The sequence below is a fragment of the Vibrio sp. OPT41 genome, assembly GCF_015163595.1.
In the GTDB taxonomy this organism is placed as follows: domain Bacteria; phylum Pseudomonadota; class Gammaproteobacteria; order Enterobacterales; family Vibrionaceae; genus Vibrio; species Vibrio alginolyticus.
On record NZ_JADDYH010000014.1, the window covers coordinates 306064 to 318217 of the forward strand.

At 43.9% G+C, this 12154-nt stretch carries 9 protein-coding genes and 1 pseudogene; 2 read left to right on the plus strand and 8 right to left on the minus strand.

What is annotated here, in order from left to right; genetic code table 11:
• Positions 1-193 precede the first annotated feature (193 nt).
• Positions 194-1231, plus strand: coding sequence for an extracellular solute-binding protein (locus IQP38_RS05035; RefSeq protein ID WP_193837370.1), 1038 nt, complete (start codon positions 194-196; stop codon positions 1229-1231).
• Between the two features lie 88 nt (positions 1232-1319).
• On the opposite strand, the gene cobB is transcribed toward IQP38_RS05035, so the two are convergent.
• Positions 1320-2051: a Sir2 family NAD+-dependent deacetylase gene (cobB, locus tag IQP38_RS05040; protein ID WP_005377522.1), complete on the minus strand. Its 732-nt coding sequence runs from the start codon at positions 2049-2051 to the stop codon at positions 1320-1322.
• Between the two features lie 118 nt (positions 2052-2169).
• Here cobB and IQP38_RS05045 point away from each other — a divergent pair, with 118 nt between their 5' ends.
• Positions 2170-2343 carry a hypothetical protein gene (locus IQP38_RS05045; RefSeq protein WP_005377524.1) on the plus strand — a complete coding sequence of 58 codons (174 nt, stop codon included), beginning with the start codon at positions 2170-2172 and terminating at the stop codon, positions 2341-2343.
• A 32-nt stretch (positions 2344-2375) separates the two neighbouring features.
• Here IQP38_RS05045 and IQP38_RS05050 read toward each other — a convergent pair.
• The 7 genes and pseudogenes from IQP38_RS05050 to IQP38_RS26290 form a co-directional block, all read right to left on the minus strand.
• A pseudogene (locus IQP38_RS05050) lies at positions 2376-3500 on the minus strand (ammonium transporter); the annotation flags it as partial.
• A gap of 296 nt (positions 3501-3796) precedes the next feature.
• Positions 3797-4684 carry an immunity 49 family protein gene (locus IQP38_RS05055; protein ID WP_193837371.1) on the minus strand — a complete coding sequence of 296 codons (888 nt, stop codon included), beginning with the start codon at positions 4682-4684 and terminating at the stop codon, positions 3797-3799.
• A gap of 1 nt (position 4685) precedes the next feature.
• Positions 4686-9071 carry an RHS repeat-associated core domain-containing protein gene (locus IQP38_RS05060; protein ID WP_193837372.1) on the minus strand — a complete coding sequence of 1462 codons (4386 nt, stop codon included), beginning with the start codon at positions 9069-9071 and terminating at the stop codon, positions 4686-4688.
• A gap of 422 nt (positions 9072-9493) precedes the next feature.
• On the minus strand, positions 9494-9910 hold the full coding sequence (locus IQP38_RS05065) for a membrane protein (protein WP_017634907.1): 417 nt from the start codon (positions 9908-9910) through the stop codon (positions 9494-9496).
• On the minus strand, positions 9894-10946 hold the full coding sequence (locus IQP38_RS05070; RefSeq protein ID WP_104979173.1) for a formate dehydrogenase subunit gamma: 1053 nt from the start codon (positions 10944-10946) through the stop codon (positions 9894-9896). The genes IQP38_RS05065 and IQP38_RS05070 overlap by 17 nt, the downstream gene beginning before the upstream one ends.
• Before the next feature lie 14 nt (positions 10947-10960).
• Entirely contained in the window at positions 10961-11569 is a 609-nt protein-coding gene (fdh3B, locus tag IQP38_RS05075) for a formate dehydrogenase FDH3 subunit beta (RefSeq protein ID WP_005377536.1), read from the minus strand.
• Positions 11570-11580: 11 nt separating this feature from the next.
• Positions 11581-12154 (minus strand): formate dehydrogenase subunit alpha (locus IQP38_RS26290; RefSeq protein WP_228009991.1); only part of this gene is annotated, 574 nt, incomplete at its 5' end.

Consider the following 12154-nt stretch of genomic DNA (forward strand, 5'->3'; position numbering starts at 1 on the left):
ATTTTTGTCTTAGGCTGATATAATCGCGCGTTGCTAGGTTTATTTGTCTTGGTATCATAGATTTATCGTCTCATAACAAGGAGACAACGATATTCAAGCTAAATGAACATATTTGTGCTTACTGCGATTTGGCTCAACTCGATAACTCCAGCTAGTATTGACTTGTCCAATCGCGAAACAAAACGGAAAACAAATGAAAAGTAAATTCTACGCAAGCGCTCTATGTGCAGCGACGCTCATCGCTACCCCTGCAATGGCTGCTGATCAAGAACTGTATTTCTACAACTGGTCGGAATACATTCCAAACGAAGTTCTTGAAGACTTTACAAAAGAAACCGGAATCAAAGTTATTTACTCTACATACGAATCTAACGAGAGTATGTACGCAAAACTAAAAACTCAAGGTTCTGGTTACGACTTGGTAGTACCGTCTACCTATTTCGTCTCTAAAATGCGTAAAGAAGGCATGCTACAACAGATCGACAAAGAGAAATTATCTCATTTTGCCGATCTTGATACTAACTTCCTAAACAAACCGTTCGATCCGAACAACAACTACTCTATCCCATACATTTGGGGTGCGACCGGTATTGGTATCAATGCTGACATGCTAGACAAATCATCGGTTACTAAGTGGGATGATTTTTGGGATAGTAAGTGGGAAGGTCAACTAATGCTGATGGATGATTCTCGCGAAGTATTCCACATTGCATTGACTAAGCTTGGTTACTCACCAAACACGACTAACCCAGAAGAAATCAAAGCCGCTTACGAAGAACTGAAAAAGCTAATGCCAAACGTATTAGTATTTAACTCAGACTTTCCTGCAAACCCTTACCTTGCGGGTGAAGTTTCACTAGGCATGCTTTGGAACGGTTCTGCATACATGGCTCGTCAAGAAGGTGCGAACATCGACATCATCTGGCCAGAAAAAGGCACTATCTTCTGGATGGACAGCCTAGCAATTCCAGCTGGTGCGAAGAACGTTGACGCAGCTCATAAGATGATCGATTTCCTACTACGTCCTGAGAACGCAGCTAAGATTGCACTAGAGATTGGTTATCCTACGCCAGTTAAAACGGCACACGATCTGCTACCGAAAGAATTTGCTAATGATCCAAGCATCTTCCCACCACAAGAAGTGATGGACAGCGGTACTTGGCAAGATGAAGTTGGCGAAGCGAGCGTAATATACGATGAGTACTTCCAAAAGCTAAAAGTGAACAACTAATTCGTTAGTTTTAAAGATATGAAAAAGCGGCTCATGAGCCGCTTTTTTGTTCTTAATGACAAGACAAAAACTCTTCCTGTTGAAGTTATTACGCTCTTTCTTTTCCTTCTAGAGCCAGTATCTCGTCAACTAATTTTGGAACCTCAACGCTTGCTTTTCCGTAGCGTTTCTCCTCAAATTCACTTTCTACCGCACTAGGTTCTAGGTTAATTTCAATGGTATGTGCGCCGTGCATTTTTGCATCATGAACAAAACCTGCTGCGGGATACACAACGCCAGAAGTCCCAATAGAAATAAACAAATCTGCTTCTTCTAATGACGCGTAGATATCACCCATTCGCAGTGGCATTTCACCAAACCAAACAATATGTGGTCGCATTTGTGAAGGGATCTGACAACAGTGACAAAGTTCGCCTGTCTTAATGTCCTCATTGTGCTCTACTACTTGGTTAGATTCACTACAGCGGGCCTTGAGCAACTCACCATGCATGTGAATCACATTCTGACTGCCGCCTCTTTCGTGAAGGTTATCTATATTTTGAGTGATGACCGTCACTTTACCTTCTAACTCAGCCTCTAAACGACCTAATGCTTCATGCGCTGCATTAGGCTTTATCGCATTATCTTGAAGTTTCTTGCGGCGTTGGTTGTAAAAGTCTTGAACAAGGTCCGGATCGCGAGCAAACCCTTCAGGCGTTGCTACATCTTCGATACGGTGATTCTCCCATAGGCCATCTTGCGCACGAAATGTTTGAATACCAGATTCGGCCGAGATACCTGCACCAGTAAGTACTACAATATTTCTATAAGGGAAATTCATAACTCATCCTTGCTGTTTTTTCATTAGCTTAACACTGAAAGAATAGCAACAGTAGTAATATGGATTAGACCATAGTCGTAATGGTCACTATTAGAATTACAATTTAAGAGGAACAGCAATGAGACAAGTATCTCTAACGTTTACATTGCTTCTGACTTTGGCAGGCTGTCAACTTACCAATGTTGAAGGCGAAGTCGATGATGTAAAGGTAAGAGTCAGCACCAATGATGATGACCATCGAGGTAATGGTAATTTCTGTCCTCCGGGCCAAGCCAAGAAAGACAATTGCTAAAAGAGCGGCTTTATGCCGCTCCCATATTGGCCTCAATCCTCGTTGGTCGAAGATATTTTATGAATGGCTAGGTCAGCGCCATTGAATTCGTCTTCTTCTGAAAGCCTCAGTCCCATACTGGTATTAATCGCACCGTAGACTACAAGTGCACCAAGCGCTGCGATGGAAAGGCCCAAAAGCGTTCCTAGAAGCTGAACGATAATGCTCACGCCACCTAGCCCACCCAATGCGCTTTGACCAAAAATCCCAGCGGCAATACCACCCCAAGCGCCACATACACCGTGTAAAGGCCAGACACCTAGCACATCATCAATCTTGGTTTTGTTTTGTAGGTGGGTAAAAAGATAAACAAATAGCACGCCAGCAATCGCACCTGTCACTAAAGCACCGATAGGATGCATTAAGTCTGAGCCCGCACATACAGCAACCAAGCCAGCTAGTGGGCCGTTATGAATAAAGCCAGGGTCATTCTTACCAGCCAACAGTGACGCGACAATGCCCCCGACCATTGCCATCAATGAGTTCATAGCCACCAAGCCACTTATGCCTGACACAGTTTGAGCTGACATGACGTTGAAGCCAAACCACCCCACACATAAGACCCAAGCTCCCAAAGCCAAAAACGGAATATTCGAAGGTGCAAAGTTGGTGTGCTTTCCTGCTCGAACTCTGCCTTTTCTCATGCCCAAAAACACGACGGCAACAAGCGCTATCCAGCCGCCAACACCATGCACAACGACTGAACCTGCAAAATCGTGGAAGCCATAACCAAAGGTATTTTCAAACCAAGCTTGAACACCAAAGTTTCCGTTCCAGATCATTCCCTCAAATAGTGGGTATACAATACCGACAGTGAAAAATGTTGCGATTAAAATCGGATAAAAACGAGCTCGTTCTGCGATACCACCTGAAACAATAGCGGGAATCGCTGCAGCGAAGGTCAGCAAGAAAAAGAACTTCACTAACTCGTAACCATTGCCTTGAGATAATGTCTCAGCATCAGCGAAGAAGGTGCCGCCATAAGCGACCCAGTATCCAATGAAAAAATACGCGATGGCGGATATACCGAAATCGGCCAAGATTTTAACTAAAGCATTAACTTGGTTCTTTTGGCGCACGGTTCCTACTTCAAGAAAAGCAAAACCAGCATGCATCAAAGTTAGGCTCATCACCAATTTGGTGAACTTAATTTATAGAGCGTCTAACAGAGCAATTCTCATTCCATAATTTATATTTCTAACACTTACGCTTTAATTTATTGTTTTGTATGAACTTTAATAAAATTACGTATTCTTGAAATGGTGTTTAACATGCTAATAAATGGACCAATATGGTTTTAGTGCACCAACACAATGCGCACTATATGGTTCAACAAACAGCAAACTCTCTACCATAAACGTAAAAGCCACCCCATGAGAGGTGGCTCATATACGGAATTGCTAACTAAAGGGGTTTATCGAGTGATCTTCCCTGCTTTTACATCTTCTAACCAACGTCCTTCGACAAGATAGGGAGGAAGCCAACCAGTTTCAACAGATAGACGGTTGCCTTTGTCGTACCACATGCAAGCCATGCCAAGCAGAGGGAAGTTGATAAAAGTTCTGATGCCTATCCTATCTGGTCCTAATTCTCTAAGATGATATTTCTCTTGGAACTGTAGGTTTTTAACGAGCGCTTCCTCAAAATCATAACCAATATTAGTAGTGAGCGCTGCGAAGGTTTCTAGGATCCCCATCGCAATTTCCAACGCCCAGTTATTCCCTTGAGCTACCGCTGCGTCCATTGCTGCAACCAGCTTATCAGGATAATCCGGTGTGCGGTTGTGGAACGACTGAATTACGTCTACTAGCATATAAGACAGCTCACCCGCTTTGGTAGAGCTCTGCCTCATCAAAGAAATTGGAAAGTTCGCCAATACGTCCATACTTGGCCTGTCACGCACAATTGTCGATATGAAATACATATCAATCCATCTATTAGGATTTATGCACCCCGTTTTTAAAATGCCTTCCCCGTCCCACTTTACTTCAGGATAGTCGAGAATCTTGATAGTTAATTCATCATTGGGATTCATAGCAAGTCGATGATAACAAGCGCCCATTAGAGAAGTTTCGTAAAGACGTAATGTACAAATTTGTTCGTCTTCATGCGAGGTTTGAAACCAGGTATACCAGCGAACCTGGTCAATGGCGAAATCACCAAGACTGATCAGGTTTTCCCGCCTGATTTTAAGACCTTCTTTTCGCTGATCTAGTATCTTATTGATAAATTCTTTCTCAGAAGAAACTCCACTTTCACTCAACTCAGGGTTTGCTTTGCGTTCTACAACTTTACTTTGCATTTTAACTTAGTCCTTTGGAATCAATTTTAAATTCTGCCACTTCTACTTTTACATCTGAGACATTCCCACCTTCAGGGATGTTTGCTTGAGTATGTATATATCGAATAGGTATACCGAACGAAGCTGCATGTTGAATTTTTCTTGCTGTTATTTTTTCAGTCGTCCCTTCCTTTTTTTCAGACATTAGGTTGGTGATTTCTGCAGTGTATTCCGTTGTCCCTTGCTGATATGCCATATTTCCAATCTTGCGGCTGCCCAGCGGGCTGCTCCCTCCTTTGGCCTCAACAATTATAATTTCACCTGGTGGCGGCTCTTCCACCTCGTAAACCATATCAAAATCGCCCGGCTTCGAAATTGAGGTTCCAATATCTTTGGGATGAAGCAGCTTAGCGTTAGGACGTTTACTCCGGACAAAGTCATCCGCGGCCAACTCACCTATTTTTGCAGACTGTTGGTTAATATTACCAATTTGAGCGTTATATCCCTCTTCGCCAGATCGAGCGTCCATTGCCTCTTGACGCTCTTTCAAGCATTCATCAATTTTTGCTTTGTTTCTTTCTGTTAGCTCATAATCACTCGTATTGAGTTCAGAGTTTTCTTTATACTCTGCTTTATTCAGCACAAGATCTTCAGTGAAGATCGTACAACCTTCCTCTCCACCAACTTTCTCTGAGTCAAAAACATGCGCATTTACAAACTCCTCAATCCCAACAACATACTGCACTTCGTGTCTGGTGCCATCTGAGTGATTGATATGACGATAAAAAGTAATCTCGTTTCTTTCGCAATCAATATGGTCTAAATCGTATTCATATCGAATATGATTTTTACCTTTGGGTTTTCGGATTTTGACTTGCGAGCGAACGCCATCTTCTCCGACGGATGATTCTTTTGCAGCTTCTAAAATCTGATCGCAAACCTCTTGGGGGACATCGCTTTGCGCCTGATACGCTGCCAACATTTGACCCAAGCGTTTTAGCCCTTCTTCACAAAGGAAACCTGTTGGATCAATCCACTGGATAGGATTGACTGCATATTGGTAATGGTTAATGCCACCAGCAATAGATATCGGATCTTGTTGGATAAAGCGTCCTAGCTTAGGATCGTAATACCGAGCGAGGTTGTAGTGTAAGTCGGTTTCTTGATCGAAGTACTGCCCTTGAAAACGCACTGGATTTACTACTTTTTCAATATGTACATGAGCAAAGCCATGAGCATCGTAGCTGGCACTCCATACAACATTCCCCTCGCAATCGATCAGTCGCTCTGGTTTACCAACTTGATCGCACTGGTACCAATAAATAACGTCATTTTCTAGCAGTGCCACTGGCGTGTAGGTTTCTGGTTGATATAGGTACCAGCGGAAAGCACATGAAGAGCGTTCACCAATTAAACGTTCCCCTTCCCACAAGAACTCCGTAACGCCTTGTTGTGTAATTTTCTTCGTCCTGCGCCCTAATGCATCATATTCATATTGACTGATGCCATCGTCAGTGTGAACTTCAATGAGCTGATTTAACGCATCAAATACGCGAGTCTGAACATGTCCTTGCCCCTCACGTTTTGTCTGGTTTCCTTGCGCGTCATATTTGAACCGAACACCATCGTGTACTTCAATACGATCAGCGAATACCTCTGAAGATGGCAAAGTAGGATTGCCAAAACTATCGTATTCAAATTTAGTCACTTCTCCGGAAGCATTGACTCGTTTCAGTTGCCCTAAGGTATCGTACTGATAGTGCGTTGCTCCTGCCGTATTATCAATGATTGATGAAATACGGTTTTGCGCATTGTAAACGTACTTTTTCTCTCTATCAGGCCAATGTTGTTCGACCAAACGACCAACACCATCATAAATGATGCGCTCATTAAAATGTGCCGTTTCAATTTGGGAAACTCGTCCCATTTCATCGTAATGAAATTTGATTTGAGGTAAATCTAGGTTTCCAAATCGAATCGCTGAAAAACGCCCATATCGATCATAAGAGAAGCTCAGCTCCGTATTATCTGGCAGTACCTGAGATACGCGTTGGCCAACTCTGTTAAACTCCTGCGCTATCTCAAACTGACCTTGAATTCGCTTTGTTAAATGCCCGAATGAAGAGTATTGGTATTGCAATGTTTGATGGCGATTGGATGCGAAAGTAAGTCGCCCACCAAGCGTATAATTGAAGTGGTTCTCTACAATACTGCGACCATTTCCTGCTTTGACGTGCTTGAGATAACCCGCAGCGTCATAGCGGTACAGCACGGTCCTATCGGCGACTTGCTTACGATGGATGCGCCCCATATCGTCATAATCCAATTGGCTTTGTAGATTATCAAAGCCAACAGTTCCTGATAGCTGGCCTTCATCGTCATACAGGAATTCGAACTCTAAGCCGTCACTCCGAACTAATTTAGTCAGGTTACGTTGTTGATCGTATTCGTAAGAAATATGGCTGCCATCGGGAAAGATGACTGCTTCTTGTTGCGCGAGTGCTCCCCATTGATACGAGGTAATGCCTGCTGGCGTTCGAATCTGAGCAACACGGCTGTGCTCATCGTAAGAATATTCTTCGCTATAACCGACTTTGTCTTCGTCGTTAAAATAACGAACTGATGTACGCCTGCCAAATTGATCATAAGCGAGTTGAGCAATACACCCATCGGGATAAGCAACGCCATTCACTAAATCTTCTTCATTGTAGCTATAACGAAGTAATGTACCGTCTATTTCATTCGCGATAAGTCTTTGTTGTTCATCCCACCACCACTGACTTTTCTTACCATCTTCAGACTCTTTTTTGACGACTTGACCGTGTTTATCGTAATCATACTCCGTGACACAGCCGAACTGATCGGTATCCCAAACTCTTTGACCGAGACTATTGTAGTAAGCCTTCTCGATATCCCCGTCAGGTGAAACCGTTTTAACTAACTTACCTAAGCCGTCATAGCCATATTGAATTTCTTTGCCAGAGGAATGAAACTTAGAAACTAATTGACCATGCTGATTATATTGATAATTGACCGTTGACTGATCAGGATAGATAGCTTGTGCTTTTCGTCCTAATTCATCATATTGCCATCTCCAAGTTCTACCTGTGGGGCTTATTTTCTCAAGTAGGTTACCCTGCTCGTCATGCAAGAAAGACCATTGATTATCTAACGAGTCAGAATAAGAAGAGTGATTTCCTTGATAATGGAAGCGATAGTCATAAATTCCTGCGTCCCCAACGTTTCTGATGCACTTCGCTTTTGCACCTTCGCCATCCCATTCAAAATAATGAGTAAAGCCAGTTGGTCGTACACGCTTAACAATTAAATGGCCGAGGTATTGATACTGTTCCTTTAGGCCCAAATGATTAGTTGCACTGACCAAATCATCGTGCTCATCATAGGTATAAGTTGCCAGAACTTTTTGGGACTTTGCATTAAGCAGTTCTACAAGGCGTCCTTGCTTATCATATTGACATTCAAGAACCGGACGCTTGTTATATGCGATCTCGATCAATCGATGGTTTCGAGAATACTGCAATTGAAACGTTGAAAACGTGCCATTTCTAACTTGTTTAACAAGCCAGCGATCATCTTTTTGTTCAAATCGATATTGATGCCCATTAGCGAGCGTCACGATCCGAGTTGCTGAATTTAGGAAATAACAGCTCGCACCAGCGTATATCTGGTAACTTGTTGCTCCAATATCTACTGGCTCAAATTCTGTGATATCTGCCTTATCGTCAACAAACTCCCAAGCGATAACGTTGTCTTTCTCGTCCGTCTTCTCGCGTAATTCAAACTGAAATGCATGTCGCCAACCAAAGCCCATTCCATGATTTACATCCGACTGCGAAGAGCGGTAAGTGCGCTGCCAAGTAGTACCTTGTTGTAGCTCGATATCATAGAGTTCGAGAATTTCTTCACCCGTCACAAGTGATACAGGATCACCGGCTTTCTCATGTTTTTCGCTGCTTTGTTGCTGAGGCTTGGCGGATGCGGCACTTCTGCCACTCTTTTTATTCGACTTCCCCTTTCCCTTCGATGGTTTTGCATTGACGGTATTTTGAGTTGGTGGAGGCGTAACCGCTGACGAGAGTGCGTAGTTTTCGCCGGTAGGTACAATTCGAGCGACATGCAAATAACCGTTCACCAAAGCATTGGCAAACGTTGAATTATAGTGTTGGGAAGTAAGCTCACCGTCAGGTATGTTTGGTTTGAATTGACCAATCGCATAGAACAAGTCCTCGACAGAGCGAAGGTCAAGCTCACCAAAGCTCTCAAGAAACTCTATTGCCTCTTGTTTGGTCACGAATGTTTTAGGTTCGCCGCTAGTAAGTAACTGACCTGAAAAGTGATAGCTTTCGCCAAAGCGATTCGTGATAGGAATGACGAATTGAGGGATCATAGCCGTAACGTGTTTGTCCTTTTCTTACCTTGCCGCATCATTTAATGCTCGTTTCGCTCTTTTTATTTGTGAGAGCAAGATGCCTTAATCAAACATCCTCCGATAGAGATTCCTCTGTATGCGTAGACTGAATGTATTGATGGCAATTTTCACGTATGCAACTCTTTGAGTTTCTGAGCGCAGCGTACTTTAACGGGACGATGAATCCTGAGTAAATGAACAATAGCGTGAGTGAGACTAATGTCTCATCGTGACGCGATTTTTTTACATGTTTCTTACTTAACTATGATTTCCTGCCCAGTTACGTAAATTCACTCAATAAGTTGCATCAAGTATCACCCCTGCGACTAAGCGCTTCATATTTGAGACAAAACAGCAACAAAAAACCGCCTGTTACGGCGGTTTTGCTTAAAGAATATTGATTAAAGGTTTGGACCTGTCGATGGTCTGTGTGGTTGGTTATTGCGCAGTTGCTGCATCCCTTGAAACATTCGCATAAACCACACCAAGATGGCTAATACAGCAAACACCATCCCTACCCAAGGAATAAAGTAAGCGATGGTTTCAAGCAAAGTACTATGCAACCAATAATCACTCACGCCAACGAGTACACCATTAGAAGTCGCGACGGTGACGATCAACACAACAAAAAACGTCAGGTAGAGAAAGAAGGTGCGAATTAAACCGTAGTAATGAGAAATCACTACGTCGCTGTCTTCTCCCTTATCTAATCGGTAACCCGCATAGATAATTGCGATAACGCCTGAGATCAGAAACGTAAACGGGGTCAGACAGCTCAGGATGTACGCAACCCAAATCCCGTTATGAGGTTTGTTCATTCGCTTTCGCTCCTTTTACTTCCGTTTGTGCCGTATCTGTTTCACCCATCGCTTCTTTGGACTTCACTTCCTCATACCAAAGATCGTGATGCTCTTTCGCCCATGTTTCATCAACTTCACCTGTCACCATGCCTTCTAGCGCACCTTCCATACCGAATAGACCAATATAGATGTGGAAGATAAAGCCACAGATTAGAATCAGCGCCGAAATCGCATGAACTAAGTTAGAAAGCTCCATGTCACGGCGAGTTTGGCCAAAGATAGGAAAGTCCAGAACTAAGCCACTCACTGCCGCGATAGCACCAAAGAAGATTAACAACCAATAGATTGCCTTCTCACCACCGTTTGAGAAACCAGCTGACGGATGTGTGCCTTTGTGTTTACCAACCATACCGCCCATTTTCATGAACCAACGAACATCAGTCATGTTTGGAATCGACTTGCGCCACCATTTAAAGAGCACGAGCATCAGCAAAATGAAGAACAATGGTCCCATGTAATTGTGGTACTGCTTCGCCAACATGACGATAAAGCCCCAGAACTCAGTAGGAACATACGGTTTTAAGAAGTGCTTACCGTAAACCAGCATCAAACCACTGAATGCCAACGTTAAGAATGTAAACGCCATACTCCAGTGAAGCGCGCGGTCTAAACGAGACCAACGCTTCATTTTTTTACCAGTACGCGGCTTGCTAAGCATCAAAGGACCAACGAATACGTAAGCCATGATAACCATCGCGATACTGCCGAAAATCGCGATAGCACCAGCAGGAGACATCCATTTCTCTTTTAGAATGTACCAAGTCTCACCAGGTTTACTGATCAATACGCCATGTTCTGGCGATTGAGACGTGGTGTAGCCTTCTTGCCCCTCTCTGACTTCGCGCCAATAGTCTGCCCCGGCGAGTTGCGTGATCTCCTGTTGAATAACTTTAGAAGATTGTTCCTCTGCTGAAGTAGGCATTGCGAAAGTCAGCAGCAATGCCGTCATCATTGACAGCATTGCTAGAGATGCACGTTTAAGCGTGTTTAACATGTGCCTCTCCTTACTTAGCTTTTCGTCGCATCGTAAGAAAGATCGTTTCCGTCTGTCCAACCTGCGTTTTTCGCGCCGCGTTCTACCACACGTTGACGGAAAATGTCAGAGACTTTCTCTGCGTCACCCGCAAGCAGCGCTTTGGTTGAACAAAGCGATGCACACATCGGTAACTTGCCTTCTGCGATACGGTTCGCACCGTATTTTTGACGTTCTTCCTCAGAGCCAGGCTCTGTTTCTGGGCCGCCCGCGCAGAAAGTACATTTATCCATTTTGCCACGTTCACCAAACGCCTCTTGTTTAGGAAATTGAGGTGCGCCAAACGGACAAGCAAACAAACAGTAACCACAACCGATACACAGATCTTTATTGTGAAGAACGATGCCGTCTTCGGTATGTTCGAAACAATCAGCTGGACAAACTGCCATACAAGGCGCATCGGTACAGTGCATACAAGCAACAGAGATAGAGTTTTCACCAGCTTCACCGTCGTTTAGTGTTACCACGCGGCGACGTTGAATGCCCCATTCAAGCGCATCGTCGTTTTCGTTCTTACATGCAGTAACACAGCCGTTACACTCGATACAGCGTTTGGTGTCACATAGAAATTTCATTCGTGCCATTGTCAGACTCCTTACGCTTTACGAATGTTACATAGGGTTACTTTGGTTTCCTGCATCAAGGTAACCGGGTCGTAACCGTAAGTGGTTGCCGTGTTAGCCGATTCGCCAACAACGTAAGGTTGTGTACCTTCTGGGTATTTAGGGCGTAGGTCTTCACCTTCGAACTTACCGCCAAAGTGGAACGGAATGAACGCCAAACCAGGTTTCACACGACGTGTTACCATCGCTTTCACCTTGATTCGTCCTTTCTCTGCACCTTCAACCCAAACATCATCACCATCTCTAAAGCCAAGATCGTTCGCGTCTTTCGGGTTCACTTCAACAAACATTTCTTGTTGAAGCTCGGCAAGCCAAGGGTTTGAACGCGTCTCTTCACCACCACCTTCGTATTCAACCAGACGGCCAGAAGTCAGAACGATTGGGTACTCGCCCGATTTGTCTTGCTCTTGAATGGATTTATACAACGTAGGAACACGGAAGATTGCATCTTTGTCTTCCCAAGTTGGGTAATCCGTTACAAGGTCACGACGTGGTGTGTAAAGTGGTTCACGATGCAGTGGCACACGGTCTGGGAACGTCCAAACA

Excerpts from the sequence above, each read along its gene's own strand:
- IQP38_RS05045 (WP_005377524.1), top strand. The coding sequence starts at position 2,170 with ATGAGACAAGTATCTCTAACGTTTACATTGCTTCTGACTTTGGCAGGC.
- IQP38_RS05060 (WP_193837372.1), bottom strand. The coding sequence starts at position 9,071 with ATGATCCCTCAATTCGTCATTCCTATCACGAATCGCTTTGGCGAAAGC.
- fdh3B (WP_005377536.1), bottom strand. The coding sequence starts at position 11,569 with ATGGCACGAATGAAATTTCTATGTGACACCAAACGCTGTATCGAGTGT.
- IQP38_RS05070 (WP_104979173.1), bottom strand. The coding sequence starts at position 10,946 with ATGTTAAACACGCTTAAACGTGCATCTCTAGCAATGCTGTCAATGATG.
- IQP38_RS05065 (WP_017634907.1), bottom strand. The coding sequence starts at position 9,910 with ATGAACAAACCTCATAACGGGATTTGGGTTGCGTACATCCTGAGCTGT.
- IQP38_RS05055 (WP_193837371.1), bottom strand. The coding sequence starts at position 4,684 with ATGCAAAGTAAAGTTGTAGAACGCAAAGCAAACCCTGAGTTGAGTGAA.
- cobB (WP_005377522.1), bottom strand. The coding sequence starts at position 2,051 with ATGAATTTCCCTTATAGAAATATTGTAGTACTTACTGGTGCAGGTATC.
- IQP38_RS05035 (WP_193837370.1), top strand. The coding sequence starts at position 194 with ATGAAAAGTAAATTCTACGCAAGCGCTCTATGTGCAGCGACGCTCATC.